This is a genomic window from Arthrobacter sp. TWP1-1 (assembly GCF_049897845.1).
Classification (GTDB): domain Bacteria; phylum Actinomycetota; class Actinomycetes; order Actinomycetales; family Micrococcaceae; genus Specibacter.
On record NZ_JAFCXC010000001.1, the window covers coordinates 523246 to 549975 of the forward strand.

29 protein-coding genes are annotated in these 26730 nt (G+C 62.5%); 17 read left to right on the forward strand and 12 right to left on the reverse strand.

The window, feature by feature from the left end; genetic code table 11:
- The first annotated feature begins 9 nt into the window (after nucleotides 1-9).
- Entirely contained in the window at nucleotides 10-372 is a 363-nt protein-coding gene (locus tag ACP7B9_RS02525; protein ID WP_425860452.1) for a VOC family protein, read from the forward strand.
- Nucleotides 373-378: 6 nt separating this feature from the next.
- On the opposite strand, the gene ACP7B9_RS02530 is transcribed toward ACP7B9_RS02525, so the two are convergent.
- Entirely contained in the window at nucleotides 379-1836 is a 1458-nt protein-coding gene (locus tag ACP7B9_RS02530; protein ID WP_425860454.1) for an FUSC family protein, read from the reverse strand.
- 73 nt (nucleotides 1837-1909) lie between these two features.
- Here ACP7B9_RS02530 and ACP7B9_RS02535 point away from each other — a divergent pair, with 73 nt between their 5' ends.
- Together ACP7B9_RS02535 and ACP7B9_RS02540 are read left to right on the forward strand one after the other, a co-directional pair.
- Complete coding sequence (locus tag ACP7B9_RS02535) at nucleotides 1910-2410, forward strand: MarR family winged helix-turn-helix transcriptional regulator (protein ID WP_425860455.1); 501 nt, start codon at nucleotides 1910-1912, stop codon at nucleotides 2408-2410.
- A gap of 69 nt (nucleotides 2411-2479) precedes the next feature.
- Entirely contained in the window at nucleotides 2480-3055 is a 576-nt protein-coding gene (locus ACP7B9_RS02540; protein ID WP_425860457.1) for a DinB family protein, read from the forward strand.
- Between the two features lie 16 nt (nucleotides 3056-3071).
- Here ACP7B9_RS02540 and thiE read toward each other — a convergent pair whose 3' ends face one another.
- On the reverse strand, nucleotides 3072-3752 hold the full coding sequence (gene thiE, locus ACP7B9_RS02545; RefSeq protein ID WP_425860459.1) for a thiamine phosphate synthase: 681 nt from the start codon (nucleotides 3750-3752) through the stop codon (nucleotides 3072-3074).
- A gap of 135 nt (nucleotides 3753-3887) precedes the next feature.
- Here thiE and thiO point away from each other — a divergent pair, with 135 nt between their 5' ends.
- The 4 genes from thiO (at nucleotide 3888) to ACP7B9_RS02565 (ending at nucleotide 6955) form a co-directional block, all read left to right on the forward strand.
- Nucleotides 3888-5153: a glycine oxidase ThiO gene (gene thiO / locus ACP7B9_RS02550; protein WP_425860461.1), complete on the forward strand. Its 1266-nt coding sequence runs from the start codon at nucleotides 3888-3890 to the stop codon at nucleotides 5151-5153.
- The gene (gene thiS / locus ACP7B9_RS02555) at nucleotides 5150-5389 is read left to right on the forward strand and encodes a sulfur carrier protein ThiS (protein ID WP_425860463.1); all 240 of its coding nucleotides are present in this window, start codon (nucleotides 5150-5152) and stop codon (nucleotides 5387-5389) included. The genes thiO and thiS overlap by 4 nt, the downstream gene beginning before the upstream one ends.
- A 69-nt stretch (nucleotides 5390-5458) precedes the next feature.
- Nucleotides 5459-6274, forward strand: a complete 816-nt coding sequence (locus ACP7B9_RS02560) for a thiazole synthase (protein ID WP_425860465.1) — start codon at nucleotides 5459-5461, stop codon at nucleotides 6272-6274.
- A gap of 24 nt (nucleotides 6275-6298) precedes the next feature.
- Entirely contained in the window at nucleotides 6299-6955 is a 657-nt protein-coding gene (locus ACP7B9_RS02565) for a 4a-hydroxytetrahydrobiopterin dehydratase (protein ID WP_425860467.1), read from the forward strand.
- A gap of 67 nt (nucleotides 6956-7022) precedes the next feature.
- On the opposite strand, the gene ACP7B9_RS02570 is transcribed toward ACP7B9_RS02565, so the two are convergent.
- The 6 genes from ACP7B9_RS02570 to ACP7B9_RS02595 form a co-directional block, all read right to left on the reverse strand.
- A complete protein-coding gene (locus tag ACP7B9_RS02570; RefSeq protein ID WP_425860469.1) occupies nucleotides 7023-7328 on the reverse strand; it encodes a hypothetical protein in 306 nt (101 codons plus the stop codon).
- A 47-nt stretch (nucleotides 7329-7375) separates the two neighbouring features.
- The gene (locus tag ACP7B9_RS02575) at nucleotides 7376-7600 is read right to left on the reverse strand and encodes a DUF3107 domain-containing protein (RefSeq protein ID WP_425860470.1); all 225 of its coding nucleotides are present in this window, start codon (nucleotides 7598-7600) and stop codon (nucleotides 7376-7378) included.
- Between the two features lie 62 nt (nucleotides 7601-7662).
- Complete coding sequence (locus ACP7B9_RS02580; RefSeq protein WP_425860472.1) at nucleotides 7663-8301, reverse strand: TetR/AcrR family transcriptional regulator; 639 nt, start codon at nucleotides 8299-8301, stop codon at nucleotides 7663-7665.
- A gap of 137 nt (nucleotides 8302-8438) precedes the next feature.
- Nucleotides 8439-9242 carry a MetQ/NlpA family ABC transporter substrate-binding protein gene (locus ACP7B9_RS02585; protein ID WP_425860474.1) on the reverse strand — a complete coding sequence of 268 codons (804 nt, stop codon included), beginning with the start codon at nucleotides 9240-9242 and terminating at the stop codon, nucleotides 8439-8441.
- A 70-nt stretch (nucleotides 9243-9312) separates the two neighbouring features.
- The gene (locus tag ACP7B9_RS02590) at nucleotides 9313-10014 is read right to left on the reverse strand and encodes a methionine ABC transporter permease (RefSeq protein ID WP_425860476.1); all 702 of its coding nucleotides are present in this window, start codon (nucleotides 10012-10014) and stop codon (nucleotides 9313-9315) included.
- Nucleotides 10008-10991, reverse strand: a complete 984-nt coding sequence (locus ACP7B9_RS02595; RefSeq protein ID WP_425860478.1) for a methionine ABC transporter ATP-binding protein — start codon at nucleotides 10989-10991, stop codon at nucleotides 10008-10010. Before ACP7B9_RS02595 ends, ACP7B9_RS02590 begins: the two co-directional genes overlap by 7 nt.
- A 296-nt stretch (nucleotides 10992-11287) precedes the next feature.
- On the opposite strand from ACP7B9_RS02595, the gene moeB reads away from it, so the two are divergent.
- On the forward strand, nucleotides 11288-12481 hold the full coding sequence (moeB, locus tag ACP7B9_RS02600) for a molybdopterin-synthase adenylyltransferase MoeB (protein WP_425860480.1): 1194 nt from the start codon (nucleotides 11288-11290) through the stop codon (nucleotides 12479-12481).
- An 87-nt stretch (nucleotides 12482-12568) separates the two neighbouring features.
- The gene (locus ACP7B9_RS02605) at nucleotides 12569-13555 is read left to right on the forward strand and encodes an SDR family NAD(P)-dependent oxidoreductase (protein WP_425860482.1); all 987 of its coding nucleotides are present in this window, start codon (nucleotides 12569-12571) and stop codon (nucleotides 13553-13555) included.
- Between the two features lie 27 nt (nucleotides 13556-13582).
- Here the strand turns inward: ACP7B9_RS02605 and ACP7B9_RS02610 are convergent, their stop codons facing one another.
- Nucleotides 13583-14935: a glutamyl-tRNA reductase gene (locus ACP7B9_RS02610; protein WP_425860483.1), complete on the reverse strand. Its 1353-nt coding sequence runs from the start codon at nucleotides 14933-14935 to the stop codon at nucleotides 13583-13585.
- 184 nt (nucleotides 14936-15119) lie between these two features.
- On the opposite strand from ACP7B9_RS02610, the gene hemE reads away from it, so the two are divergent.
- From hemE to hemL, 8 genes are all read left to right on the forward strand, one after another.
- Nucleotides 15120-16175, forward strand: coding sequence for a uroporphyrinogen decarboxylase (hemE, locus tag ACP7B9_RS02615; protein ID WP_425860485.1), 1056 nt, complete (start codon nucleotides 15120-15122; stop codon nucleotides 16173-16175).
- A 62-nt stretch (nucleotides 16176-16237) separates the two neighbouring features.
- The gene (locus tag ACP7B9_RS02620) at nucleotides 16238-17764 is read left to right on the forward strand and encodes a protoporphyrinogen/coproporphyrinogen oxidase (protein WP_425860486.1); all 1527 of its coding nucleotides are present in this window, start codon (nucleotides 16238-16240) and stop codon (nucleotides 17762-17764) included.
- Nucleotides 17765-17838: 74 nt separating this feature from the next.
- Nucleotides 17839-18534 (forward strand): hydrogen peroxide-dependent heme synthase, encoded by a 696-nt coding sequence (gene hemQ, locus ACP7B9_RS02625; RefSeq protein ID WP_425860488.1) that lies wholly within the window; start codon nucleotides 17839-17841, stop codon nucleotides 18532-18534.
- Nucleotides 18531-19709: a ferrochelatase gene (locus ACP7B9_RS02630; RefSeq protein ID WP_425860490.1), complete on the forward strand. Its 1179-nt coding sequence runs from the start codon at nucleotides 18531-18533 to the stop codon at nucleotides 19707-19709. The genes hemQ and ACP7B9_RS02630 overlap by 4 nt, the downstream gene beginning before the upstream one ends.
- A 17-nt stretch (nucleotides 19710-19726) precedes the next feature.
- A complete protein-coding gene (hemC, locus tag ACP7B9_RS02635; protein WP_425860491.1) occupies nucleotides 19727-20707 on the forward strand; it encodes a hydroxymethylbilane synthase in 981 nt (326 codons plus the stop codon).
- A complete protein-coding gene (locus ACP7B9_RS02640) occupies nucleotides 20707-21666 on the forward strand; it encodes a uroporphyrinogen-III synthase (RefSeq protein WP_425860493.1) in 960 nt (319 codons plus the stop codon). The genes hemC and ACP7B9_RS02640 overlap by 1 nt, the downstream gene beginning before the upstream one ends.
- A 14-nt stretch (nucleotides 21667-21680) precedes the next feature.
- On the forward strand, nucleotides 21681-22661 hold the full coding sequence (gene hemB / locus ACP7B9_RS02645) for a porphobilinogen synthase (RefSeq protein ID WP_425860495.1): 981 nt from the start codon (nucleotides 21681-21683) through the stop codon (nucleotides 22659-22661).
- 43 nt (nucleotides 22662-22704) lie between these two features.
- A complete protein-coding gene (hemL, locus tag ACP7B9_RS02650; RefSeq protein WP_425860497.1) occupies nucleotides 22705-24006 on the forward strand; it encodes a glutamate-1-semialdehyde 2,1-aminomutase in 1302 nt (433 codons plus the stop codon).
- Between the two features lie 171 nt (nucleotides 24007-24177).
- Here the strand turns inward: hemL and ACP7B9_RS02655 are convergent, their stop codons facing one another.
- Genes ACP7B9_RS02655 through ACP7B9_RS02665 form a run of 3 tightly spaced genes read right to left on the reverse strand, consistent with a single transcriptional unit; the run spans nucleotide 24178 to nucleotide 26621 of the window.
- Nucleotides 24178-24915, reverse strand: coding sequence for an amino acid ABC transporter ATP-binding protein (locus tag ACP7B9_RS02655; RefSeq protein ID WP_425860499.1), 738 nt, complete (start codon nucleotides 24913-24915; stop codon nucleotides 24178-24180).
- Between the two features lie 2 nt (nucleotides 24916-24917).
- Nucleotides 24918-25676 (reverse strand): amino acid ABC transporter permease, encoded by a 759-nt coding sequence (locus ACP7B9_RS02660; RefSeq protein WP_425860500.1) that lies wholly within the window; start codon nucleotides 25674-25676, stop codon nucleotides 24918-24920.
- 12 nt (nucleotides 25677-25688) lie between these two features.
- Nucleotides 25689-26621: an ABC transporter substrate-binding protein gene (locus ACP7B9_RS02665; protein WP_425860502.1), complete on the reverse strand. Its 933-nt coding sequence runs from the start codon at nucleotides 26619-26621 to the stop codon at nucleotides 25689-25691.
- Nucleotides 26622-26730 lie beyond the last annotated feature (109 nt).

Genomic DNA, 26730 nt, shown 5'->3' on the forward strand with positions numbered 1-26730 from the left:
CGTTCAGGCATGGCGATTGCGCGGTTACCCGGAGTAGTTATTGACTGTCCCGAACCAGCCGAGTTGGCGGACTTTTACGGTTCGTTGCTCGGCTGGGAGGCCACGGCTGAAGACGGCTGGGTTGAGCTCCGGTCCGAGGATGGCAGCAGTTGGCTGGCCTTCCAGCAGGTGGACGCCGGCTATCAGGCGCCCGATTGGCCGGGACAGAAGAAGCCGCAACAGATGCATCTTGACTTTGTGGTTGATGATCTCGACGAAGGTGAAGCCGAGGCCATGAGGCTAGGTGCCAGGAAGCCCAAGTTTCAGCCGGGGACTTCGTTCCGGGTCTTCCTGGATCCGGCTGGCCACCCGTTCTGCCTCTGCGAGCCCTAGGACTTCTTAGGGGTTCTTAGGCAGGTGGTGACGATCGGCCAAGGAAATACTCAGGGCTGCAACCAATGTTCCGATCACGACGCCCACGAGGGTGTCGGCCACGCGGCTTAGCGCGGCATCCGGACTCAGGTGCGTGCCGAGTCCTGTCATGATCAGTGCCATGGGTGTCACCGCAATGGTAGTCAGTGTGTAATTCTTGAGGACCAGCAGTTCGGCCAAAACCTGGAACAGGATCACCAGGACCACCGACGGCCAGAATCCCAGCGACAGTGACAAGATGACCACTGCCACGGCCGCACCCAGGACATTGCCCACCAAGCGCTGAATGCTGCGCTGCACTGTGCTGGCATAGTTCAACCCTTGCAGTGCCGCAATGGCACCCATGGTTGCCCAGAGTGAATGCTCAAGGCCAAGCGCCACGGCTACCCAACCGGATAGCGCGGCTGCTATCGCCATGCGCAGAGCCTGATGAATGCTGCTCCGCGAGGTAAATTCGCCTCGAGCTGCCGACAAAAAACCTTGCGGTGAAGTACCACGGCTCGAGACGGCAGCGCTGTCATTCGCGGGGAGCTGCATCGAAACTGCTGGGATGCCGCGAACCTTGCGCAACCCTGATTCAAGCTGAGTCAGGCGGGCAAGTGCGTCCCCGTATGATCCGCTGGCTGGAATCTCGAACAGTGCCAGGGTCGCTTCGGCCTCATCAAGCAAGAGGTGAAGCTGCTCTGCGTCCTGGTGGAGACGACGCGAACGTGAGCTGTTTTCACGCAACGTTCCGGCGCTTATCGTCACCGACCCGCGCGCAGAGCGCAAGGCGGCGGCAGCAGCGGCGCGATGGGGACCGGCGTCGTCCGTTCCAAGGCTGACAACGGCCGCAATACCGCGCGCAACGGCCAGCCGCGAGGGGGCCAAGGGGACCCACAGGACAGGTGCCATGGCGGCGAACCAGCCGACCAGCACACCGATCACCATGGCCATGATGGGCAGGGCCATGTCGGCGAACGAGTGTGCGTAGCCCGAACCAGCACCGGCCGCGAACACGAGGATCACAGCGCCGGGGCCGGAGATGCGGAAGGCCGTGAAAACGTGCGATGCCAGGCCGGCCAGAAGCGAGAGGACCAAGATTTGAAGTGCAATTGGGACTCCCGTGGCGCCCATGAGCACCCCAATCGCCATGGCTACGATCATGCCCACGCCCACAATTCCCATCATGCGCCCGAGCCGGCGGTAGGGCTGGTAGCGACCAAAAGCGCTGGTCAACGCCCCGAGCGCGGCCATGCCGGCAAGCTGTGGTTGGCCCGCCAGTCCGCCCGCAATCAGCACCAGGGTGGCCGCGATTCCCACTTTGATAGCCGTTGTGAAAATGGCATCGGCCGGGCGCATGGAGAAAGCCCCGCGCCATGTTGCTGGTGCGAGCGAGTGGGCCAGGGCGGTGCCAGTGTGGCGGAATCGGGGGTTGGAGATCATTCACCTATCTTACAATCTATTTTACTAGTAAAATAGATACTGAGCATGTGAGTGGGATCTCTAGACTGGTGGGATGACGGTGAAAGTAAAGGATTTTGTGGACGACGCGCGGCTTGGGTGGGAGCGATCGCGCCCGGAGCTGGACGTCTCCAGTATTGAGGTGATGGCGCGGATTGGCCGCATCGGCGCACTTGCGGCGCAGCGCGCGGGGCGTGAACTACTGCCGGCGGAGGTGAGCCGTGCCGAATTCGATGTTCTCTGTACCTTGGCGCGCGGTGATGGTCCCATGCGAGCCAGCGAGGTGACCACCGCAACCATGCTCAGCGGAGCATCCACAACAAAGAACGCCGAACGTCTGGTCAGGCGCGGGCTCATTGAACGTCTGCCGTGGGAGCATGACGGCCGGGTGGTCCTGATGCAGCTGACGGCTCAAGGTGAAGAGTTGATTGACCGCGAATTTCCGCGCATGTTGGCCGGCGATCGGAAGATGCTCGCCGGGCTGACGGGGCGTGAACAGGCGCAGTTGGCCGCTCTGCTGCGCAAGCTCGCACTTACGGTTGAGGCGATCGACTAACTGAGAATGCGCTGGTTTCGGACCGGGAGTGCGTGGCGCTTGTGGGCCCGATGGGGAATAGTGGCAGGCATGGATGACAAAGCCGTACTTCTGAATTACCTGCAGCTTCGCCGAACAGATCTACTCGCAAAAATTGATGGCCTGAGCGACTACGACGCCCGCCGGCCCATGACGCCCACCGGAACAAGTCTCCTTGGCTTGATCAAGCATGTTGCCAGTGTTCAGCTCGGGTACTTTGGCGAGGTCTTCGGCCGGCCCAGCGAGACGAAATTGCCGTGGTTTGACGACGATGCACCTCTCGATGCGGACATGTGGGCCGGGCCGGATGAGAGCAGGGCCAGCATCGTTGAACTTCACGAACTGTCCGCCCGGCACAGCGATCAGACCATTGACATGTTGTCTATGGACGCCAAGGGCGAGGTGCCCTGGTGGCCGGGCGAACGCCGCCATGTCACGCTTCATCAAATCTTGGTCCACATGTGCGTCGAAACGGCCAGGCATGCAGGGCATGCCGACATTCTCCGTGAACTCATTGATGGGGCCATTGGCAATGGACCCAAAGACGGGAATGTCTCGCACCGAACTCCGGAGGAGTGGGCCACCTACAGGGACGAATTGGAGGCCGTGGCCCAGACCTTCCGTTAGGAAGGCCTAGCAGAAATTAGCCCAGCGCGGGCAGGTGCGAGAGCAATTCTTGGGCGGCCGCCGTCGGATCTTCCGCCTCGGTAATGGCTCGCACCACCACAATCCTCGAGGCCCCGGCAGCCACCACCTCGTCCACGTTGCTCAGATCCACCCCACCAATGGCGAACCACGGCTTGGTGGTTTCAAGGGACGCAGCATGCTCAACGAGGGAAAGCCCGACGGCGGCCCGGCCCGGCTTGGTGGGGGTGGCCCACAGCGGTCCAACACAGAAATAGTCGGCCTCGGGATCGGCAGCGGCAGCCGAAACCTGGGCAGGATCATGGCTGGAAAGACCCATCGAGACGTTCGTGCCAACCAAGGAACGCGCGGCTGGCAACGGCAAATCTTTTTGGCCGATATGGAACACCGGCGCACCGCTCAAGGAGGCGATATCGGCCCTGTCATTGACGGCCCACAGCTTGCCACTTTCCTGCGCAACGGAACGCAAAACGGCGAGCAGTTCGAGCTCTTCAGCGGCCTCGACGGACTTGTCGCGCAGCTGGATGATGTCCACCCCACCGGCATACGCGGCACGCAGGAAATCGGCAAAATCGCCCTGCTTGGCGCGTGCATCCGTGCACAAATACAGCCTGGCGCTTTCGAGCGAGGGGGTGGGAAGGATGGTCGCGGCGTCATGGATGAGAGAAGTTGTGCTCATGTCTCATAGACTAGTGCAGTACCGCGGGAGCCAGTGAAGCTGGCTGAGAGGGCGCCGACTGCGCCGACCGATTGACGTCCTGCAAGGACGTAAGAACCTGATCCGGATCATGCCGGCGTAGGGAAGGAGAACATTGTGGCGCCCGTTGTGCCTGAAATTGTGACCACCGAGGTGGCCGTTATCGGTGCCGGAATCATTGGTCTGGGCATCGCGTGGGAGGCCCAACGTGCCGGCCATACCGTCACCGTGATCGACCCCGCACCTGCGACAGGTGCCACCTTCGCGGCCGCCGGAATGTTGGCTCCCGTCAGTGAACTTCACTACCAGGAAGATGAGCTGCTGGAGCTGACGCTCGCCTCAGCGGCCCGCTGGCCAGAGTTCGTGGCATCCCTGCCAAAGGGCGCTCACACCGGATTCAACACCGCCCCAACATTGGTCTTGGGCGGGGATCCTGCCGACCGCACAGCACTGGCGGATCTGCGCGAAGTTCAGGCCAGCCACGGCTTGGCGGTGGCCCAACTGACCGTCCGCGAGGCCCGTACGTTGGAGCCCATGGTTGGCCCACAGATTTCTTGCGCCTACAAGGTTGAACAGGATCATCAAGTTGATCCACGCGCCATGGCTGCGGCATTGCGGGCAGCATTAGTGGAGGCCGGTGACGTTAGTTCGGCACCGACGTTCCTGAAGCAGTCCGCCACCGGGCTGTTGCATCAAGACCCCAGCGACACGCTTTCGCCGGTGACGGGCGTGCAGCTTGCCGATGGCAGCCAAGTGCACGCGAGGGAGGTCATCGTGGCCAACGCCTTGGGTGCAGCCAAACTCGAAGGGCTTCCCGAAGGGCTGAAGCTGCCAGTTCGTCCTGTGTATGGCGACATCCTGCGGCTGCGCGTCCCCGAACACCTGCGCCCGCTCATCACGGCCACAATCCGCGGCATGGTGCGTGGCCTGCCGGTGTACATCGTCCCGCGTGAGGATGGCACCGTGGTCATTGGCGCCAGCAGCCGAGAAGACGGCAACCCGGGCGTCAGCGCCGGGGGAGTGCACCAGCTTTTGCGGGACGCTCAAGTGCTGGTACCCGCCGTGGCGGAACTTGAACTGCTTGAAATGACGGCTCGTGCCAGGCCCGGAACCCCTGACAACGCGCCACTGCTGGGCCGGGTTGCGGGCATCAACGGAAAAGACATTCCCGGGCTCATTATCGCCACCGGGTTCTTCCGCCACGGTGTTCTATTGACCCCGATCGCTGCCCACATCACCCGGCAATTGCTGGGCAATATTACCGATCTGGCGTGGGAATGTTTCCGCCCGGACCGTTTCTCACCGGTGCTTCAACCAACCCTTCAGCCAACCCAGCCTTCCACCCGGCCCGCCGCCGGCCAACCCGCGCAGGAGCAACCATGAGCAGCATCAACATCAACGGGACGGCGCAGCCCCTCGCGGCCGGAACCACCGTTGCCGATTTGGTCACGTCCATCACCGGAAAGGCGCTGCTGGCCAATGGTCAAGCGGCCGACGGCGGACGGCTGGGAGTTGCCGTGGCCCGCAACTTTGACATCGTGCCGCGCAGTCAGTGGTCCGCAACGTCGGTGCAGGCCAACGATCAGCTCGAGATCGTCACAGCCGTCCAGGGCGGCTGAAACATGCGTCACCGCAAGGATTTATGCTTCACCTACCGCTCACTTCTTCGCTCCGAAAGTGCTTAGCCCATGACGCAAACATCCATCATCAACGACGCCCTGGTAAACGACGACCTGGTTATTGACGGCGTGGCACTGGGCTCGCGGCTCATCATGGGCACCGGCGGTGCGCCCAGCCTGTCCGGCTTGGGGGAGGCCCTCCTCGCCTCGGGCACCGAGCTGACCACCGTGGCGATGCGCCGTTACTCGGTGGACAGCAACGGGGATTCCGGCACCAACCTGTTCCGGCTCCTGCTGGAAAACAACATCCGCGTCCTGCCCAACACGGCCGGTTGCTTCACGGCGCGCGAAGCCGTCATGACGGCGGAACTTGCCCGTGAGGCGTTGGAAACTGACTGGGTGAAGCTGGAGGTGGTCGCCGATGAGCACACCCTGCTGCCCGACGCGCTGGAACTAGCCGACGCCACCGAGCAGCTGGTCAACCGCGGCTTCAAGGTTTTCGCCTACACCAATGACGATCCCGTTCTGGCCCTGCGCCTGGAGCAGCTCGGCGCGGTGGCCGTCATGCCGTTGGGCGCGCCCATCGGCACGGGACTGGGCATCCTGAACCCGCACAACATTGAGTTGATCGTCTCCCGCGCAGGTGTCCCCGTGGTGCTCGATGCCGGAATAGGAACGGCCTCCGACGCCGCCCTGGCCATGGAGCTGGGCTGCGACGCCGTATTGCTGGCCACCGCCGTCACCCGCGCCCAGAACCCTCTGATCATGGCGCAGGCCTTCAAACACGCCGTGATCGGTGGCAGACTGGCAGCACAGGGCGGCCGCATTCCCAAGCGTGCCCACGCATTGGCATCCTCGGCCATGGCAGGACGCCCCGACCTCTAACCGGAGCATTCCAAGGAGACAGTCATGGCCGCGAACGATGTCTTGACCCGAGAGAAGATCGACGCCGAGTTGGCCACGCTGCCGGGGTGGCGGTTCCGCTTAGGTGGGCTGGCGACGGTACTGAAGTGTCCGACGTCGGCCGCGGCACTTGAGCTGTTTGCCGCCATCGGGGAGTTGGCCCAGAAAGCCAACCACCACCCGGACGTTGACTGGCGCTACGACACCTTGTTTGTGGCCTTGACCTCGCACGATGCCGGGTCGAAGGTCACCGCGCGGGATGCGGCGTTGGCCAAGTCCATCTCGGCTGCCGGGCAAGACGTGGATGCGGTGGAGGTGCCGGAGCGGTTGAGAAGCCTTGAGATCGCGCTGGACACAGCCGATATTGCGGAGATAGCACCTGTCTGGGCTGCGGCTCTTGGGTTTGTTGCGGGCGAGCCTGATGAGTTGAAGGATCCGGCCGGCCGGCTGCCAACGCTGTGGTTTCAACAATCGCCCACGCCTAACGCCAACCGTTTCCACTTTGACATTCAAGTGCCCGCCAGCGAAGCGCAGAAGGTGCTCGCCGCGGTAGAAGCAGCCGGGGCCACCTTGGATCGCTCCAACGCTCCACAATTCGTTATCGCCACAGATGCCCAAGGGAACCGGCTGTGTATCTGTACCGAAGAAGGTCGAGGCGCTTAAACACGCTTAAACACGTAGGCGCAGGACTCAAAATGAGTCCTGCGCCTACGTGTTTAAGTAATGCGTGTTAGTGGATCTGTAGGATCGCGTTGGTGCGTGCCATGTGCTGGTGATGGCGGGTGCGTCCCACAAATCCGGCCGTGGCCCACGCAGCAGCGCCGCCAACCACGATGGAGAGAATCCACGGGATCCACGCGGTCGCCGGATCGTCATCCAGGCCAATGGCCATGGTGATGATCCATACGAGCAAGGATGCGGTCACCGCGGCACCTGCGGGCAATAGGGCGCCGAAGGTCTGGCGGTGCTTGTCCACGGCCCAGGCAATGGCGCCAAGGGCACCTGCGATCAGGGCGATGATGACCAATGCAACCATGAAGTGGAACCGTCTCTCTCAGGGGTTACTAGTGGGACTCGTGGGGGTTAGAGCGCGGCGAAGCCTACGCTGCGAGCCTTCTCGCCGCCCAGTTCAACGTAGCCCAAGGCATTACCGGGAACGATGACAACGCGGCCCTTTTCGTCCTTAAGGCTCAACGCGGTGCCCTTGGTCAGTGCCTCGGAGACCAAGGCGGCGACGTCGTCGGCCGTTTGATCGGATTCAAGGACAATTTCGCGGCCGATGTTCTGGATGCCGATCTTGATTTCCACAGTTGTCTCCTCGGTGCAAGCTACAAATAGATCTAAGTACAAACCACTTTAGGGGCAGGTGGTCAGGATTCCTTGGGGAAGCGGCTAATTCCGCGCCAAGCTAAACGGTAGACCAGATCGCTGGCCACCTCGATGTCCAGATCTCCGTTGGCCTCGAGCCAGTAGCGGGCGCTGACCTGTGCCATACCGGCCAAGGCGCGGCCCAAAAGGGTGGCCTCGACAGGGGGCAGTTTGGTGTCCTCGGCAATGACCTTGCCGATGGCGTCAGCATAGTTGGCGTTGAATTTTTCGAGCCGGGCGGCAACCTCGACGTCATTGACAAGATCCGATTCAAAGACCAGGCGGTGGGCCTGATCATCATTGGCCATGAAGAGGAAATAGGCCTTCATCGTCGCCTGGACGCGCAATTTGTTATCCGAGGTGGAGTTCAATGCCGCGACCAGCATCGTGGTCAGAGCCGCCAGATGGCTGTCCAATAGGGCCAAATACAGCTCGCGCTTGCTCGGGAAGTGCTGGTACAGCACGGGCTTGCTGACCTTGGCGGTCTCGGCAATCTCGTCCATGGCGGCGCCGTGGTAGCCGTGGTTGACGAACACTTCGAGCGCGGAGGCCAGCAACTGGGCCCGGCGTTCGTCTCGGGGCATGCGGGCCGGTGCCGTGCGTGCTGCGGGGCGCTCCTTGGCGGAGGGTTCCGAACTCATGGTGGCAGCCTTTCTCTGAGTTGCCCCGTGGTTACTGCTGGGCTGGTCTGTGACATTCTACCCGCCAGTAGACGGCAAACGGGGTACTGCAATTTGACGGCGACCCCCGTGGCCCACCGGCGGGACGGGGTGTGAAACTAGGACGCGGGGATGACAAGACCCTTGAACTCGGTGTTGACGAAGTCCTTCATCTCCTGCGAGGTGAGAATCTTGAAGAGTTTCTGTACGCGGGGATCGTCCTTCATGTCCGCCCTTACGGCCAGCACGTTATAGAAGTTACTGTCTTCTCCCTCCACCAAGAGCTGCTTGTCCGCGCTCAGGCCCGCCGGCAGGGCGAAGGCCAATGTGACGATCGCCGCGTCCTTGTCGTTGAGGGCTTGCGGGAGGCTGGCGTTCTCAATCTCCGTGAACTCGAAGTTCTTGGGGTTGGCGGTGATGTCCTTCAGCGTGATAGGGTTCTCCTTGACCTCAATCAGGCCCTTGGACGCCAACAGCAGCAGGGCGCGGCCTTCGTTGGTGGGGTCGTTCGGGATCGCGATGGACGCGCCCTCGGGCAGCTCGGCAAGTGTGGCTATCTCGTTGGAGTAGAGGGCCATCGGGGGCAGATACACCTTGCCGACGCTGACCAGGTCCTTGCCGGTGGCCTTGTTGTAGGTCTCCATGAAAGTGCTGTTCTGGAACAGATTGGCGTCGATGTCGCCGTCACTGAGGGCCGCATTGGGAGTGTTGTAGTCGCTAAATTCCTTGTAGTCGACCGTGAGCCCTTCCTTCGGGGCGAGCTCTTCGGCCACGTGCTTGAGCATGTCGCCGGCCGGGACCGCTAGTGCACCCACCTTGATGGTGTCAGCGGCGGAGGTCTCTGAGCCTGCACCGCAGGCGGTGAGCGCAAAGATGGCGGCTACACCGACGGCGGCGGCCTTGAAAATGGTGGAACGGATCATGGTGATTCTTTCGATAGAAGTGTCTGCGTGCGCGGATCGTTCCGCAGCATGACTAGGGGACATGCGGTGCTTAGCGGTGCGAGAGACGCCGCGCAGCAAAGTTGCCAAGGGACTGGAACAGCTGGACAAACAAGATCAAGATGATGACAACGGCAAACATATATTCCGGGCTGTAGCGCTGGTATCCGTAGCGGAAAGCGACATCTCCTAGCCCGCCGCCGCCCACGGCGCCGACCATGGCCGAATAGCCGATGAGCCCCACAATGGTCGTGGACAGGCCCAGTGCGAGGGCAGGAACAGCCTCAGCCACCATGACCTTGGCAAGGATCGTCCAGCGAGTTGCGCCCAACGATTCGGCGGCCTCGATGAGCCCAACAGGTACTTCACGGATACCGATCTCCACCAGCCGGGCGAAGAACGGATTGCCGGCAATAGTCAGGGGCACAATGGCTGCTGTTGGACCGATGAAGGATCCTACGAGCAGCCGCGTGAACGGAATCAGCAAGATCATCAGGATGATGAACGGAATGGATCGGCCTACGTTGACCAGAAGATCCAAGACCCTGTTGATGACGATGCCAAGTGCGCGGCTACCGAGGGGCTTAGCCAAGAGCCCGCCGGCTTCGGTGGTCACCAAGACAACACCGGCGGCAAGGCCAAAGATGATGGTGAAAAGCAGGCTAAAGCCAACCGTGTATAGCGTTTCGCCGGATCCCTGCAGGACGGTCTCGAAGAGATCGGACCAAAAGGATGGGTCATTGCGATCTAGCATCCGATTACCTCCACAAATAGTCCTTGACTGCGTAGATCGGCGATAGCCGCAGCGACGGTTTCTTGCGATCCGGGAAGTTCCAGCCGGGTTCTGCCCGTTTGGTGCCCATGAATGGTTTCGATGGCGGCCCCAAGGATGCCCACATCGATGCTGTAATTTCGAGCAAGCTGAGCGATGACGGGGCGGTCTGCAGTGACGCCATTGAAGGTGATCTCAATGATCGTGTTGCCGTTTTTGGGGATCTCGCCGAGCGGGAACAGCGCCTGTCCCAGAAGTGACTTCTCGGTGGTCAGCAAGCCCTCGACCGAGCCCTGTTCCAGAATCCTGCCCTGGCTCATGACAGCGGCGGAATCGCAGATACGCTTCACGACGTCCATCTCATGGGTGATCAGCAAGACAGTCAAGCCCAATTCCCTGCTGAGCTTGCGGATGAGATCTAGGATCTGCTGGGTAGTTTCTGGATCCAAGGCGGATGTTGCTTCATCGCTGAGGAGCACCGAGGGCTTGGATGCCAGCGCACGGGCTATGCCAACACGCTGCTTCTGTCCTCCGGAGAGCTGCGAGGGGTAGGCCGTGGCCTTGCCCTCCAGACCAACGAGCTCCAGGATTTCCGCTACACGCTTGCGCCGTGCGCCGCGGTCCATGCCGGTGATCTCCAGCGAGAGCTCCACATTGGACTGGACCGTCCGGCTGCTCAACAGGTTGAAGTGCTGGAAAATCATGCCGATGTTGTGGCGGGCCGATCGCAGCCCCGCGCCCTGCAGGAGGCTGATGTCCTGGCCGTCAACAGTGACAGTGCCACTGTCGGGCCGTTCTAAGGAATTGATGGTCCTGATCAAGGTGCTCTTGCCGGCACCGCTTTGGCCTACGACGCCGAAAATCTCGCCCTTGGCGATGGTCAGGGAAACATCGTCGAGTGCACGAACAACATTTTCCCCCGAACCATAGCTCTTGCTGATCCGATCAACTGAAATCATGTTGCTCCTGTCTCCGCTGATAATTCCGGCTTGTCCCACTGACTCGCACAGGCCATGCGGACCGCATAAAATTCTCTCAAATGGTGGAGTTGAAGAAAAATTAGAACTATTGCAAGCTCAGGGCCGAAATCGCGGCACGTTGTTCATTCAAAGTGCCAGCATTGTCGTGACCTGGGCCACTATGGTGAATAACGGCAGGGAAATCATCAGGGCCGCGGCCGCCGTCTGACGCTGAGAGCTTCCTCACAGGGCTCGGTGGCTGGTCACTAACGGGGGCACCGCCTAGATTTATAGTTATGGTTTCCTTGATCCAGCCGCTTGCCACCAAAGCACTCTCCCTGCCGCCGCTCGTTGAGCCCGGCCCGCCGCTGGCTAGGGAGGAATTGGAACGTTATTCGCGCCATGCGCTGATCCCGGAAATTGGTCTGGAGGGACAGCGGCGATTGCGCAATGCGCGTGTCCTGGTCATCGGCGCCGGTGGGCTTGGATCGCCCGCGCTGCTGTATCTGGCCGCGGCCGGCGTGGGCACGCTGGGCATCGTGGACGATGACACGGTTGAACTCAGTAACCTGCAGCGTCAGGTCATTCACGGTGTCGGCGATATTGGCCGTACCAAGCTGGAATCCGCCCGCGATTCGATTCTTGAACTGAACCCAGGTGTCAACGTGGTGCTGCATCCGCTCCGCCTCGATTCGAGCAACGCGCTGGAAATCTTCGCCGATTATGACGTCATCCTCGACGGCGCCGACAACTTCGCCACCCGCTACCTTGTTAACGACGCCGCGGCCCTGCAGGGTAAACCCTATGTATGGGGTTCGATCCTGCGCTTTGACGGTCAGGTCAGTGTCTTTTGGGACAAGTTCGGGCCCAATTATCGTGATCTCTACCCCGAGCCACCGGCCCCTGGAACCGTACCGTCCTGCGCCGAAGGCGGGGTTTTCGGCATGTTGTGCGCCTCGATTGGCGCCATGATGGTCACCGAAGCCGTCAAGCTCATCACCGGGATCGGAACCACCCTTCTGGGCCGCCTCCTGATCTTCGATGCGCTCTCAGCCCGCTGGCGTGAAATCCGCATCGCCAAGGATCCAGAGGCGCCGCCCATCACCGAGTTGGTTGACTATGAGATTTTCTGCGGCTTCACTCCCGCCGCCTCGGTGAAGGACGACGACGATCTCATCTCTGCTGAGCAACTCGCCGTACGCTTGGCGAGCCGGGAGCGGGGCGAGGACAACTTTGTCCTGGTTGACGTGCGGGAACCGGTGGAATTCGAGATCGCCCGGATCCCAGGATCGGTGCTGATTCCCTTGGCCGGAATCCGGGACGGCTCGGCCCTTGGCCAGGTTCCGCGCGGGGTGCCGCTGATCCTGCACTGCAAGGCTGGAACTCGCTCGGCCCAAGCGCTGGCGAGCCTGGTAGCGGAAGGTTATGACGACGTCGTGCATCTCGAGGGTGGGATCGACGCCTGGGCCAAGGCCAGCCGGCAGCACTAGCGGCGACAAGCGCGGGCCAGAGGAGTACATTTCGAACAAAGGGTTCCGCTCGCCAGCGAGCGGCTCATCGTCGTGGAAGAGGCCATCATGAATCGCGCGAATCATCAACCGACGCCGCAACGGCCGCTTGGATCTGGTTTTGGTCATGACAGCTCGGCAGTTTCCGTTGTCGACGGCATGGATCTTTCGGGATGCGCTGCCATAGTTACCGGTGGATACTCGGGTCTGGGGCTGGAGACGGTGCGGGCGCTGGCAAGTGTTGGCGTTGCCGTGAGTGTGCCGGCCCGCCGGGTCGAGCACGCCCGCGGCGTGCTGGCGGCGGCAGATCTAGGTAGCGTGGAAGTCTTCGACTTGGATCTTGGCGATCAAAACAGCGTGAAGAAGTTCGCCGCTGGGTACGTGGGATCTGGGCGAAGGCTGGACATCCTGATCAACAATGCCGCCATCATGGCTTGTCCGGAAACACGGGTGGGGCCAGGATGGGAGGCCCAATTTGCTACCAACCACCTTGGTCACTTCACCCTCGTCAACGAGTTGTGGCCCTTGCTGGCCGACGGCGGGGCGCGAGTAATATCGCTCTCGTCCACCGGACATAAGCGTTCGGGAATTCACTTTGATGATCCCCACTTCACGACAGGCTATGACAAGTGGGAGGCCTACGGCCAGGCGAAAACAGCCAACAGCCTCTTTGCCGTGGAACTCGATGCCCGGGGAGCCGACCATGGGGTGCGGGCCTTTGCCGTGAATCCGGGTGGCATCATGACCGGGCTGCAGCGTCACCTGAGCCAGGCGGAAATGGTGGCAGCCGGGTGGATGAACAAGGACGGGAAGCTCCGGGCAGGTTTCAAGACTCCGGAACAGGGAGCGGCAACGTCGGTCTGGACTGCGACAGCACCCCAACTGGACGGCAAAGGTGGAGTTTACTGCGAGGATTGCGACATTGCCCTGCCAACCGATCCGGAATCCGAGCTGGCGCGCTTTGCTGGCGTGGACGCCCACGCCGTGGACCCTGAAGGGGCCAAGCGTCTGTGGGAGTTGTCGGCGAAGCTGACAGGTATCAACGCGCTTGGCTAGCAGCTCCGCAAAGAACTGGACCGCGAACTAGACAGCTGTTTCGCCTTCGACGCGGCTCGTGATGGCCGTGCTGATGGTTTCCGGTGAGATCTTCAGCCCATACAGGACATCCAGTGCCGCAAGGTAGCTCTCGGCATCGCCGGCAGCAGCGATTTCCTTGGCCCGGACGGTGGGGACGTGCAGGAGCTGCTTGACCATGCGACGCATAGCGAACTCCACCTGATCGGCGGCAGCGGTGCAGCCATGTTGCTTGCGGACCTTGGCAATTTCGTCGTCAAGGACGGCCATGGTGTGCCGTCGCAGCGCAACGATGGCGTGGTCCAGTGAGCGGGAATTCTGGGACTGCTCAAAGCTTCGGGTGGCTTCGGCAACCATGGCCGAGGCCTCGGCCAGTGTGGATTCTTGTTCGGCCGGAGCCGCCTGCCGAACCGTCTCGAGTGTCAGCAGGTCGACGCCGGGAAGATCGGCGATGTCGGGGGCAAAATCGTGCGTCAAGGCCAGATCGATGGCGGTCAACTGCCGGGAGGGATCCCGACGCATCTCGCTCAGATCCGCACTAGAGAGCTGGTTGTCCGAGCCGCTGCAGCCAACGAGCAACGAGGCCTTGGCCACCGCTGCTGGCAAGGCCTGATCGTCAAGTGCCGTGCCGCCGCGGGAGGCAACGAACGTTTCCGCCCGTCCAGATGAGGAGTACACCGAAATGTCTGTACATCCGCGCTGGATCAGTTGAGCCATCGCGGCGCCGGCATAGGCGCCTGTGCCAAAGAGAACCGCTGATTTGCCGGCGAGGGGGCCGGAAAGTGATGCGGCGTTGGGCGAAACACCGCCGGAAAGTGATGCGGCGTCCTGAAGATCTGCGGCGAGGTCGAGGGCCACGGACACAATGGACATGCCGCGGCGGCCCAGCGCGGTCTGCGCGCCGACGTCCTTGGCCGTCTTGGCTGCGGCCTGGAACAGTCGGACCAGGGGAGGGGAGGTCACACCCTGTTCCTGTGCGGTGCTCAGGGCGCGGCGTACCTGGCCGGCGATCTCGCGCTCACCCACAACAGCGGATTCCAGGCCGGTGCTGACAGCGAAGAGGTGGCGGGGAACGGCGTCGGCATGCAGGGTCGCAAGAGCCTGTGAAACTTGAGGTTCGCTCAGGCCCGAATGCTTGCTGACGGTCTCGATGAGAGAGCTGCGCGCCGCCTCGACGTCGTCAGTACTGCGGGCATGGACATAGAGCTCAAAGCGGTTGCAAGTCGCGAGGGTGACCAGACCGGCCACAGCGTTGTCCTTCTCAATGACGTCAGCACTGACAGCCGCGGCCCCGGCACTTAGGCGGGCAACGGTTTCCAGATCAATGGATGAATGAGAGGCAACGAGCGAAAAGACAACCACAATTTCAATATGGTAGACCCCCAACCTGATGGTTTGCGGACAGGGAGGGCAAAAGCGTCACCAAGAATCTGTGATGCTGCTTACCTCAGCCGAGGCGCCGTGCCTTGCTGTGACCTACTACGCGCCTACCGCGGTGACAGTTTGTGCACAAAATAACCCCAGATTGGCTCTGTAGGGTGGTGCCATGACACTGAGCCCCAGCCACCCCTTGATGGATGGCCGCACCGCCAATTCCCCTCTGATCACGGCTTACCGGGGTGGAACCCCCAGCCGCCGTCCCGTCTGGTTCATGCGCCAGGCCGGCCGTTCGCTGCCTGAATACCGCGAACTGCGGGTAGGCACCACCATGCTGGAATCCTGCCTGAAGCCGGCAATGGCCGCCGAAATTACGCTTCAGCCCGTTCGTCGCCACGATGTTGACGCCGCCATTTTCTTCTCCGACATCGTCATTCCGCTCAAGCTTGCTGGCGTGGGCGTGGACATTGTTCCCGGTGTTGGGCCGGTACTGGAGAAGCCCATTCGCACGGCCGAGGATATCGCGAACCTGCCCGAGCTCACCGATGAGGCGCTGGATCCGATCCGCGAAGCCGTTGCCTTGACGGTTGCCGAATTGGGAAGCACCCCGCTCATCGGCTTTGCCGGAGCTCCTTTCACCGTTGCCGCCTACATGGTCGAAGGCAAGCCGTCCCGCGACCACCTCGGCCCGCGCACCATGATGCACGCACAGCCCGAACTCTGGGCCGGCCTCATGAACTGGGCGGCCGACGCGTCAGGCAAGTTCCTGCGCGCCCAGATCGAGGCCGGAGCCAGCGCGGCACAGCTTTTCGATTCCTGGGCAGGTTCGCTGGGCCTTGCCGATTACACCGAGCATGTTGCTCCGGCGTCGGCCAGGGCCTTGGACCACGTCCGCGATCTCGGTGTGCCCTTGATTCACTTCGGCACAGGCACCAGCGAACTCCTGCCGGCCATGTACGGCGTGGGCGTTGACGTCATGGGCGTCGATTACCGCCTTCCGCTGGATGAAGCCAACCGTCGCCTCGGTGGCACCGTGCCGCTGCAGGGCAACATTGACCCGGCCCTGCTGAGCGCTCCTTGGGAAGTCCTCGAGGCGCACGTCCGCGCCGTCGTGGCTGCAGGAGCGTCTGCGCCGTCTCATGTGGTGAACTTGGGTCATGGTGTGCCGCCCGAAACGGATCCGGCCATCCTGACCCGCGTTGTGGAACTGATTCACTCCATCTAGCACCACTCGCACCAGCCAGTACCAGGGCAGCGCAGCCCAGCACCAGACCTTTAGGGGACACCATGGAACACCGCAAACACGCAGCGAAGCCGCAGAGCCACTCGGTCACCAACCGGGCCGTGGTGGTGGGCGGTGGCGTCTCCGGACTGCTGGCCGCTAAGGATTTGCAGGCCGCCGGGTTCCAGGTGGCAATTTACGACGCCGCGGCCTCTTGGGGTGGCTGCGTCTCCAGCCACGAGGTGGCTGGGGTGGTGCTCGACGGCGGTGCGGAATCATTCGCGACCCGCACCACCGCGGTGGCCGATCTGGCCGAAGAACTCGGGCTGGCAGCAAAGATTGTGACGCCCAATCCTGCAGGCGCCTGGGTCTGGTTGCCGGATGGCCCGGTGCCGTTGCCGCGCACGGGAATCCTGGGCATCCCCGCTGATCTCAACGCCCCTGAGGTCCGTGCGGCCTTGGGTGCATCGGGCGTGCTGCGGGCGGCCCTTGATGCGAAGATGCCGGCCACCATCGGCACCACCGAGGCCGTATCCAGCGTGGCCGATCTCGTTCGTGCCCGGATGGGCAAGCGGGTCCTGGAGCGGCTCGTGGCGCCCGTCGTTGGCGGGGTGCACTCTGCCGATCCGGAACTGCTTGACGTGGACATGGTGGCTCCGGGCCTGCGCGCGGGGATCCGCGAACATGGCTCACTGGCGGCAGCCGTTGCGGCGCAGCGAGCCGGTGGCAGCAAGCCTGGTTCGGCTGTTGGTGGTTTGGTGGGTGGCATGCACACGCTGGTTACGGCGTTGGTGGAACACCTTCTTGCGGCCGGCGTTCAGATGCATGCCGGACATCGAATCAAGGCGATCTACCGCGGTGCCGCCGAGGCTGCGGAGGGGCAACGTCCAAGCGATCACGACGCCGCTGCCGCCCTGCCATGGCAGCTTGACTGGGAGCATGGCACCGAACGGGGCAGTGACACCGCACAGCTGCTGGTGGTTGCCACCGACGGACCCACCGCCGTCAAGCTGTTGGGCGCCGAGCTGCCGCAGCTGCTTCCCTTCGCCCCTGCGCTCGGACCCGACATCCGGCTTGTCACCTTGGTGGTAGACGTGCCCGAACTCGATTCGGCGCCGCGCGGAACAGGTGTGCTGGTTGCCCCAGGTGTCTCCGGCATCAAGGCCAAGGCCCTCACTCATGCCACCTCAAAGTGGGGCTGGCTGGCCGATTCCACAGGTCCAGGAACTCACGTCCTGCGGCTCTCCTACGGGCGTGCCGGCGTCAAGGCTTCAGATGCGGTGCGACTGACTTCCGCCACGCCAACCGAAGAAGACTTGGTGCCCACGGCCCTGGCTGACGCCTCAACGCTGCTGGGCATCGAGGTAACCGAAGATGATCTCTTGGGTGCGGACATTGTCCGGTGGAAGGGCGCCTTACCGTTTGCCGCCGTCGGGCATCAGGCAAAGATGGCAAAGGTTCGGGCCCTCGCAAGCGATGTGCCGGGGCTGGCCCTGGCCGGCGGCTGGTTGAGCGGCAACGGGCTGGCGGCCGTGGTGGGCGGGACGCGGGGAACTATCAGTGCACTGATCCAAGGTAGCGCCAAGGCGTGACATTGGGCACTTTCTACGCAATGTAGAGAACCCTGATTTAAGCTTTCGGGTCACTGGGGTGCAAACTTGAAACCATGAGCCACACAAACGCAGAATCTGTCACCAAAACCCCGAGTGAGACCCCGTTCACGCTGTGGACAGTCTTCAAGCGGACCGGATCCTTCACCGGCGCGGACGCCGCCATTACAGAATTTGATGACCTGGTGGCCGCCTTGGCCGCAGAAAGCATCACCCTGCGTGGAGCCTACGACGTCTCCGCCATGCGCAACGATGCCGACATCATGGTGTGGCTCGTCGGGGCCGACGCGGAAGGCCTGCAAAAGGCTGTTCGCTCCATCCGCCGCACCGAGCTGTTCGCCGCCACCGAGATCGCCTGGTCCGCCATGGGCGTGCACGTCGAGGCCGAATTCGCCAAGTCCCACGCCCCGTCCTACATGGGCCCCAACGCTCCCAAGGGCTGGGTCTGCGTCTACCCGTTTGTGCGCTCCTACGACTGGTACATCCTGCCTGCTGAGGATCGCTCCCGCATGCTGCGCGAACACGGCATGCTGGGCCGGGAATACCCGCAGGTCCAGGCCAACACCGTCTCCGCCTTCGCTCTAGGCGACTGGGAATGGCTGCTGGGACTGGAAGCTGACAACCTCATCGACCTGGTCGACATGATGCGCAGCCTGCGCTACTCCGATGCCCGCCTGCACGTGCGCGAAGAAGTTCCTTTCTACACGGGCCGCCGCGTCGCCAGTGCCGAGGTTGCCGAGGTTCTCCGATGAGCCCCGTTGCCGCCCCAGTCGCTGCCCCGGCAGAGTACGACGCGATCCTGCTCGCCTCCTTTGGCGGTCCCGAGGGTCAGGATGATGTCATTCCCTTCCTGCGCAACGTCACCCGGGGCCGCGGCATCCCGGACGAGCGCCTCGAAGAGGTCAGCCACCACTACCGCAAAAATGGCGGCATCAGCCCCATCAATGCTCAAAACCGTGCGCTGAAGGCGGCCCTCGAGGCCGAGCTGGCTAGCCGCAACATCGAGCTGCCCGTGCTCTGGGGTAACCGGAACTGGGACCCGTACATCCCCGCCGTTTTGCAGGACGCGTACGACGCCGGCCACCGCCGACTCTTGATGGTCACCACCAGCGCCTACTCCTCATACTCGAGCTGCCGCCAGTACCGCGAGGACATCGGCATGGCCCTGACCGAGTCAGGTCTGGACGGCAAGCTGGCCGTGGACAAGGTGCGCCAGTACTTTGACCACCCCGGTTTTGTTGAACCCTTCATCGAGGGAACAGCCGCATCCTTGGCCAAGGTTCGTGCCTTGTTGGCTGAGGCAGGAACTCCCGAGGCCCCGATTCACGTCATGTTCGCTACGCACTCCATCCCCATCAGGGATGCAGAGGCTTCGGGTCACTCCGAACTTGAACTGCGCGAATTTGCCGAGAATTCCGCCTACGTCGCGCAGCACCTTGCGGCGGCTGAGGCCATCATGGCCGCCGTTGACCCCGCGCAGGAATGGTCGCTGGTCTACCAGTCGCGTTCGGGTGCCCCGCATGTGCCGTGGCTTGAACCCGACATCAACGATGCCCTGGCGGAACAGGCCGCGGCCGGCACCAAGGGCGTTGTTGTGGTGCCGTTGGGCTTTGTCAGCGACCACATGGAAGTCCGTTGGGATCTTGACACTGAAGCAGCAGAAACGTGCGCCGAACTGGGTCTGGCCTTTGATCGTTCGCCCACTCCGGGAACGCACCAGAAGTTTGTCAGCGGCCTCGTGGACTTGATCTGCGAACGCACCATTGAGAACCACATTGAACAGCGCCCCGCCATGACGAAGCTCGGCCCGTGGTTCGATGTGTGCAACCCCGGTTGCTGCGCCAATTTCCGTGGCGAAAAGCCCGTCATTTCCGAGGTCGGCAGCACCATCGGGCTCCTCTCCGCTTCCACCCAGGCTGGTTCTTAATCCCCATGGCTGAAACAATGGCAACTGTGAAAATTGGAACCCGCGGGAGCAAGCTGGCGCTGAGTCAGACCGGACAAATTACGGAAAAGCTGAGTGCTGTGGGCGGCTTCATTGCCGAGATCGTGCCGGTCAAGACCGAGGGTGACATTCTGACCGGGCCGCTCTCCCAGATGGGTGGCACGGGAGTCTTCGCGGCAGCCCTGCGCGATACCCTCCTCAACGGTGGCGTTGATGTGGCCGTGCACTCGCTCAAGGATCTGCCCACTACCGCGGTTCCCGGTCTGACTCTAGGAGCCATCCCGGTCCGGGCCGACGCCCGCGACGCCCTGTGCGCCCGGGACGGCCTGAAGCTGGCCGAGCTGCCCCAGGGTGCAAAGGTCGGCACAGGTTCACCGCGCCGTGCCGCCCAGCTCCTAGCTGCCCGCCCTGACCTGACCATCGTCGATATCCGCGGCAACGTCGATACCCGCCTGGGCCGCGTACCCGGGCTGCCCGGAAACCCCGAGGCCGAGCCGGTGCTCGGCAAGGTAGGCGACCTCGACGCCGTCGTACTCGCCGCCTCAGGTCTTGGCCGCATTGACCGGCTGGACACGGTGACCGAGTTCCTCGACACCGACGTGATGCTGCCGGCTCCGGGCCAAGGCGCACTTGCCCTGGAATGCCGCACGGCCGACGCCAGTCTCACGACGGTCCTGGGACAGTCACTTTCCGCCATTGACGATCAGGACACGCGCCTGGCCGTCACCGCTGAGCGCGCGCTGCTGGCCCGCCTCGAGGCCGGCTGCAGCGCACCCGTAGGGGCCTTGGCGCATCGCAAGGGTTCCATGCTGTATCTGGAAACCGTGGTCTGCTCGCTCGACGGCACCCGTTCGATGCGCCTCAAGAAGGCAACCGACGGGCTCACCTCCGTTGGTGCCACACTCCTTGGCATCGAACTAGCCGAGGAACTGCTTGCCGGCGGCGCAGGAGACCTGGCCGATCTGGCCGGCCTCGCCTAATGACGCAAATCCCGCCGGTCGAGCTTGGGCCTCCGCTGGTCGAGCTTGTCGAGACCAAGGCGCCGCTTGCGGGTCTCCGCGTGGCTGTGACCCGCAGCGTTGACCGGGCTGGTGGCCTGCTCGCTGCGCTCGAGGCGGCCGGGGCAGAACCGGTGCTGGTGCCCGTTATCGATTTTGAGGTTGGCGATCAGGACGTCCTGAGTGCCGCGATGAGACGTTTGGCTGCGGGGGAGTACGCCTGGCTCGTGGTCAGCTCCATCACCACGGTGCGGGCCATGAAACAGTGGTGCGAAGCCGCTGGAACTACGCTGGCAGAGCTCATTCCAGCCGCCACCGCTGTGGCCACGATCGGCCCCACCTCGGTAGCTGTCCTGGCTGCCGAGGGCATCCATGCAACGCTGGCACCCGCGGACATTCAGTCTGCGGCCGGGCTCGTGGAGCTGTGGCCGGACTATGCTCCGGCCGACGGCGGATCCTCTCGAGTTCTTTTGCCGCAGTCGAACCTTGCCGAGCCCACCCTGGTGGCTGGGCTCACGGCCAAGGGCTGGGACCCGGAGATAGTCACGGCCTACCGGACTGTCGATTACCCGGCCGATCCAAACCGCAGGCTGACCGCCACACTGGCGGGCCGGTCCCCGGATCTCGACAAGATCGATCAACAGGGCGGCGCCGATCAACGGAGCAGCGCCCCACCGGTACTCACCCCAGCCGAAGCGGCACGGGAGATTCAAGCGGGCGCGATCAACGCCGTCGTACTTGCCTCCGGAAGTGCCGCCCGTCGGGTTGCAGCAACCATGGCGCCGCTGCCGAACGGTTGCCTTTTGGTAGCGATCGGCCAACCAACTAGGGCTGAGGCGGAGCGGCTCGGCATGCACGTGGCCGCCACCGCCGAACATCCAACGCCGGAGGGCATCGTGGCAGCATTGGCACGGGCCCACAATAATTTACAAACCCAGTAATTTACGGAGTCATCATGAGTTTCCCCCAGCACCGTCCCCGCCGCCTGCGCACCACCAACGCCATGCGCCGTCTGGTCAGCGAATACTCCGTGGCGCCGGCAGACCTGATTCTGCCGGTGTTCATCCGGGAAGACCTCACCGAACCCAAGCCCATCAGCTCCATGCCGGGCGTAGTGCAGCATACGACGGCGTCGCTCGTCGAAGCTGCCCGCGAAGCCGTGGCGCTGGGGCTCGGTGGCATCATGCTTTTCGGCATTCCGGCCGAACGCGATGCAACGGGCACGGCCGGTGTTGATCCCTTTGGCGTGCTGAATAAGGCCATCAGGGACGTGCGCGCAGCTGTGGGCGATGACCTCGTGATCATGAGCGATCTCTGCCTAGATGAATTCACGGACCACGGTCACTGCGGAGTTTTGGATGCCGCCGGCCAGGTCGACAACGACGCCACCTTGGAAATTTACGCCAAGATGGCCGTGGCCCAGGCTGCTGCGGGAGCGCACATCGTGGCGCCCTCCGGCATGATGGACGGCCAGGTTGCCGTGATCCGTGAGGCACTGGATTCCGCCGGTTTCACCACGGTGTCAGTGCTGGCTTATGCGGCCAAGTACGCTTCGGCATTCTATGGCCCGTTCCGCGAAGCCGTCGATTCCCAGCTCGACGGCGACCGCAGCACCTACCAAATGGACCCCGGGAACCGCAGCGAGGCCCTCCATGAGGTGGAACTGGATCTCGCCGAAGGCGCCGACATCGTCATGGTCAAGCCCGCCATGAGCTACCTGGACATCCTGGCTGACGTAGCCGCCATGAGCCCCGTGCCGGTGGCCGCCTACCAAATCTCCGGTGAGTACGCCATGATCGAGGCAGCCGCCGCGAATGGCTGGATCAACCGCCGTGCAGCCATCGAGGAATCGGTACTGAGCATCAAGCGGGCCGGTGCCACCATGATCCTGACGTACTGGGCGGCCGAACTAGCCGGCTGGCTCCGCGAAAACTAACGCTTACTTCCCTTTTCAGATCCCCTTTAGCCAAGGACTTTTCATGACCAGCTCGCAGGAACTTTTTGACCGCGCCAAGACCCTCATGCCCGGTGGGGTGAACTCGCCCGTTCGCGCCTTTGGCTCCGTCGGCGGAACACCGCGCTTCATGGTCAACGCAAAGGGCGCCTATCTCACCGACGCCGACGGTCGCGAATACGTTGACCTCGTCTGCTCGTGGGGTCCGGCCTTGCTGGGCCACGCCCACCCCGACGTCATCGCGGCCGTTCACGAGGCAGTGGACCACGGCCTGAGCTTTGGCGCCTCCACCCCTGCCGAAAGCGAACTGGCCGCTCTGGTCCAGGGGCGCGTGTCCGGCGTCGAACGCCTGCGCATGGTGTCCACCGGCACCGAGGCAACCATGACGGCCGTGCGTTTGGCTCGCGGCTTCACCGGCCGTGATCTGATCATCAAGTTTGCTGGCTGCTACCACGGCCACCTGGACTCCCTATTGGCCGCTGCCGGCTCCGGCCTTGCCACTCTGGCGCTGCCCGGTTCCGCCGGTGTCACCGCCGCTACGGCTGCCGAAACGTTAGTCCTGCCGTACAACGATCTGGCAGCCGTGGAGGCAGCGTTTGCCACGCACGGTGACCGGATTGCCGCCGTCATCACCGAGGCCGCTCCGGCCAACATGGGTGTTGTGACGCCCGGCGAAGGCTTTAACGCTGGCCTGTCTCGCATCACTACCGCCCACGGTGCACTGCTGATCTTTGACGAAGTCCTCACCGGATTCCGTACCGGTCCTGCCGGCTACTGGGGCCTCACCGGCGCATCAGAGGGTTGGACTCCTGATCTGTTCACGTTCGGCAAGGTCATTGGTGGCGGCCTTCCGACGGCGGCTCTCGGCGGCCGTGCGGAGGTCATGGACTACCTGGCTCCGTTGGGCCCGGTGTACCAGGCCGGCACACTGTCTGGTAACCCGGTTGCCATGGCTGCCGGTGTCGCCACGCTGACGGCTGCCACCTCGGCCGTCTACGCAACGGTGGATGCCCGCTCGCTGGAACTGTCCGCAGCCCTGTCCTCGGCGCTGTCTGCCGAGGGTGTTGACCACTCGATCCAGCGCGCCGGCAGCCTGTTCTCGGTGGCGTTCGGCACCTCGGCGAATGGCGTTCACAACTACGACGACGCGCAGGCGCAGGAAGTCTTCCGCCACGCACCGTTCTTCCACTCCATGCTGGATTCTGGTGTGTACCTGCCGCCGAGCGTGTTCGAGGCCTGGTTCCTCTCCGCAGCTCACGACGACGCAGCCATGAACCGCATCTTCGAGGCACTGCCCGCCGCGGCGAAGGCTGCAGCAGCCGCCTAATCTGACGCGAAAACGGGGCCAAGCTCGGCCCGGACTCGGCGCATGCTGGCAGCGGCAGGCGGGGTACCGCCGTCGTACTTCCGGATGGGCCGCATGAGGCACTTGAGCGTGTTTAAAGACAGCGACCCCGAAAGACTCAGATGAGTTTTTCGGGGTCGCTGTCTTTAAACGCTAGAGGACGTCCGAGAGGAAGCCCTTCAAACGGTCCGTCTTTGGCTCGGAGAAGAGCTGATCCGGAGATCCGGTCTCCACCACGACGCCGGCATCCATGAAGGTCACGGTGTCGGAAACGTTGCGTGAGAAGCCCATCTCGTGGGTCACCACCACCATGGTCATACCGCCCTTGGCCAGATCGGTCATAAGCGCCAGGACGCCCTTGACCAACTCGGGGTCCAGAGCACTGGTGGCCTCGTCAAAGAACATGACCTCGGGCTCCATGGCCAGCGCACGGGCAATTGCCACACGCTGCTGCTGCCCGCCGGAAAGGTTCCCGGGGCGAGCATCTGCCTTGTGCGCCAAGCCCACAAGTTCAAGCTGCTCGAGGGCCTTGGCGCGAGCCTGATCCTTGGGCAGCTTCTTGATCTTGTGAAGGGCCAGAGACACGTTGTCCAGGACCGTCTTGTGCGGGAACAGGTTGAACTGTTGGAAAACCATACCAATACGACGGCGCAGCTCGTCCGGGTTGTCCTGCAAGACGGAGCGTCCATCGAGCTGGATATCGCCCTGATCCGGCTCGATCAGCCGGTTCATGACACGCAGCAGGGTCGACTTTCCAGAACCCGAGGGGCCGATGACCGAAGCCGTGGTTCCTTGAGGAACGTGGAGATCGATGCCGCGCAGCACCTTGTTGGCACCGAAGGCCAAGTGAATATTGGTGGCTGTCAGGGAACCTGAATTAAAGTCACTCATGTCTAGGCGCCCTTTCCAACGACGGCGGCAGCATCATCGGGTTCAATTTTCTGTGCCCGGCCTTCACGCATTCGCTTATCAATGAAGTTGACGAGGTGAGTCAGTGGAATCGTCATGCAGAGGTACAACAGACCGGCTGCAATCAAGGGAGACATATTTCCCGAGTTTGCCGCCGCGTCGTTGCCCACACGATAGATTTCGCGCTGGCTGGAGAGCAGCCCCAACATGTAGATCAAGGAAGAATCCTTGATCAGGTGGATCAGCTGGTTCACCAGGGCCGGCAGAACCCGACGGATACCCTGCGGGATAACCACCAGCATCATGGCCGATGTGTAGCTGAAACCCAAGGCCCGGGATGCTTCCAGCTGCCCCTTATCAACACTCTGAATGCCCGAACGGAAGATTTCGCCCATGTAGGCGGCAGCCATCAACGTCAGTGCGAAAATCCCCAACGGGAACGGGTTGTTGATGCCCATGGTCTGGCGCAAGATGGGGCCCAGCCCGATACCGATGATCACGATGACCAAGATGGCCGGAAGCCCACGGAGGATGTCCGTGTAAATCCGCGCTATCCACCTTAAGAACGGGTTGCGTGAGATGCCCATGATGGCCAGAACGAGGCCAAGAATGGATCCCAGGATGCCCGAGGAAATGGCCAGGATGAGCGTGTTGGGCAGGCCGACAGTGAGCATGTTGGGAATAACTTCCCCCATGGCCTGCCAGTCAAAGAATGTTTTAAGGAACTGCTGAAATGCGTCCACGAGTTAAGTCCCTTAGGAGATCTTTGCGGCCTTGGACCCCGGGGTCCAATCAGCGGGCGTAACGCGCTCCGGGTACCATTCCTTGGTCAGTTTGGCCCAGGTGCCGTCGGTGATGACTGCGTCGAGTGCGGAGTTCAATGCATCGATCAGAGGCTTGTTCTCAGAGTTCACTGCATAAGCGGTGAAGTTCTGAGTGTTGACCACGGACTCGGCGATGACAGTGCCGTCGCCGTCCTTGACCTGACCGGTTGCCTGCTGTGAAGGAGCAACCCAGGCGTCAACCTGGCCGTTCTTCAAGTTGGCGTAGGCGGTGTTGTAGTCGGAGAAACGAACCGGCTCGAGCTTGAGCGTGTTGGTGACGTAGTCATCCTGAACGGTGCCCTGAACAACGGCGATGCGGGTGTCGGCGCTCAAGTTGGCGAAGCCCTTCACAGCGGAGTCAGTCTTGGCAACAACTGCCATGTAGCCGAAGTCGTAACCGTTGGTGAAGCCAACGGTCTCACGGCGCTTGTCAGTCGTGGAGATCGAGGAGGATCCGACGTCGAACTGCTTGTTCTGAACCTGGGAAAGCAGGGCGGAGAAGTCAGTGGACTTGAATTCAACCTTCAGGCCCAGCTTCTCGCCCATGGCGCGCAACAGTTCGTTGTCGTAACCGGTGAACTTGCCGTCTTTGTCGATGTAGATGTTCGGCGGGGCATCGGACAAGGTGCCGACCGTGATGGTGCCGGGAACGATCAGGCCAAGGGCAGCGGTATCAATCTTGTCCAGCGCGGTGACATCGGCGGTGGTGTACTTATCCAGCGAGACCTGGTCGCTGCCGGCAAGGGCATCCGTAGGCTTGGCCGAGCTGTTTGCATCGGTGCCGCCGCCGCAAGCTGCGAGGGAGAAAGCCAGGGCAACGGCAATCGGAGCGGCTGCGAACCACTTCAGGGCTGTTTTCTTCATCGATCTATCACTTTCATTGCAGGTGCCCAGCCCGAAGGACAGCTCGGGAGGGGAATAAGCTTGGCGTGGGAGACGGGCTAAAGCTCACAGGAGCTTCTTAGCAGAACTC

What these genes read in the sequence shown, in the direction of transcription:
- ACP7B9_RS02525 (WP_425860452.1), top strand. Translation starts at nt 10, where the DNA reads ATGGCGATTGCGCGGTTACCCGGAGTAGTTATTGACTGTCCCGAACCA.
- ACP7B9_RS02595 (WP_425860478.1), bottom strand. Translation starts at nt 10,991, where the DNA reads ATGATTTCAGTTGATCGGATCAGCAAGAGCTATGGTTCGGGGGAAAAT.
- hemL (WP_425860497.1), top strand. Translation starts at nt 22,705, where the DNA reads ATGACCAGCTCGCAGGAACTTTTTGACCGCGCCAAGACCCTCATGCCC.
- thiS (WP_425860463.1), top strand. Translation starts at nt 5,150, where the DNA reads ATGAGCAGCATCAACATCAACGGGACGGCGCAGCCCCTCGCGGCCGGA.
- ACP7B9_RS02535 (WP_425860455.1), top strand. Translation starts at nt 1,910, where the DNA reads ATGACGGTGAAAGTAAAGGATTTTGTGGACGACGCGCGGCTTGGGTGG.
- ACP7B9_RS02665 (WP_425860502.1), bottom strand. Translation starts at nt 26,621, where the DNA reads ATGAAGAAAACAGCCCTGAAGTGGTTCGCAGCCGCTCCGATTGCCGTT.
- ACP7B9_RS02655 (WP_425860499.1), bottom strand. Translation starts at nt 24,915, where the DNA reads ATGAGTGACTTTAATTCAGGTTCCCTGACAGCCACCAATATTCACTTG.
- hemC (WP_425860491.1), top strand. Translation starts at nt 19,727, where the DNA reads ATGGCAACTGTGAAAATTGGAACCCGCGGGAGCAAGCTGGCGCTGAGT.
- ACP7B9_RS02570 (WP_425860469.1), bottom strand. Translation starts at nt 7,328, where the DNA reads ATGGTTGCATTGGTCATCATCGCCCTGATCGCAGGTGCCCTTGGCGCC.
- ACP7B9_RS02630 (WP_425860490.1), top strand. Translation starts at nt 18,531, where the DNA reads ATGAGCCCCGTTGCCGCCCCAGTCGCTGCCCCGGCAGAGTACGACGCG.
- ACP7B9_RS02585 (WP_425860474.1), bottom strand. Translation starts at nt 9,242, where the DNA reads ATGATCCGTTCCACCATTTTCAAGGCCGCCGCCGTCGGTGTAGCCGCC.
- hemQ (WP_425860488.1), top strand. Translation starts at nt 17,839, where the DNA reads ATGAGCCACACAAACGCAGAATCTGTCACCAAAACCCCGAGTGAGACC.
- hemE (WP_425860485.1), top strand. Translation starts at nt 15,120, where the DNA reads ATGACACTGAGCCCCAGCCACCCCTTGATGGATGGCCGCACCGCCAAT.
- ACP7B9_RS02605 (WP_425860482.1), top strand. Translation starts at nt 12,569, where the DNA reads ATGAATCGCGCGAATCATCAACCGACGCCGCAACGGCCGCTTGGATCT.
- ACP7B9_RS02560 (WP_425860465.1), top strand. Translation starts at nt 5,459, where the DNA reads ATGACGCAAACATCCATCATCAACGACGCCCTGGTAAACGACGACCTG.
- ACP7B9_RS02590 (WP_425860476.1), bottom strand. Translation starts at nt 10,014, where the DNA reads ATGCTAGATCGCAATGACCCATCCTTTTGGTCCGATCTCTTCGAGACC.
- ACP7B9_RS02540 (WP_425860457.1), top strand. Translation starts at nt 2,480, where the DNA reads ATGGATGACAAAGCCGTACTTCTGAATTACCTGCAGCTTCGCCGAACA.
- moeB (WP_425860480.1), top strand. Translation starts at nt 11,288, where the DNA reads ATGGTTTCCTTGATCCAGCCGCTTGCCACCAAAGCACTCTCCCTGCCG.
- ACP7B9_RS02640 (WP_425860493.1), top strand. Translation starts at nt 20,707, where the DNA reads ATGACGCAAATCCCGCCGGTCGAGCTTGGGCCTCCGCTGGTCGAGCTT.
- ACP7B9_RS02530 (WP_425860454.1), bottom strand. Translation starts at nt 1,836, where the DNA reads ATGATCTCCAACCCCCGATTCCGCCACACTGGCACCGCCCTGGCCCAC.
- thiE (WP_425860459.1), bottom strand. Translation starts at nt 3,752, where the DNA reads ATGAGCACAACTTCTCTCATCCATGACGCCGCGACCATCCTTCCCACC.
- ACP7B9_RS02620 (WP_425860486.1), top strand. Translation starts at nt 16,238, where the DNA reads ATGGAACACCGCAAACACGCAGCGAAGCCGCAGAGCCACTCGGTCACC.
- hemB (WP_425860495.1), top strand. Translation starts at nt 21,681, where the DNA reads ATGAGTTTCCCCCAGCACCGTCCCCGCCGCCTGCGCACCACCAACGCC.
- ACP7B9_RS02565 (WP_425860467.1), top strand. Translation starts at nt 6,299, where the DNA reads ATGGCCGCGAACGATGTCTTGACCCGAGAGAAGATCGACGCCGAGTTG.
- ACP7B9_RS02580 (WP_425860472.1), bottom strand. Translation starts at nt 8,301, where the DNA reads ATGAGTTCGGAACCCTCCGCCAAGGAGCGCCCCGCAGCACGCACGGCA.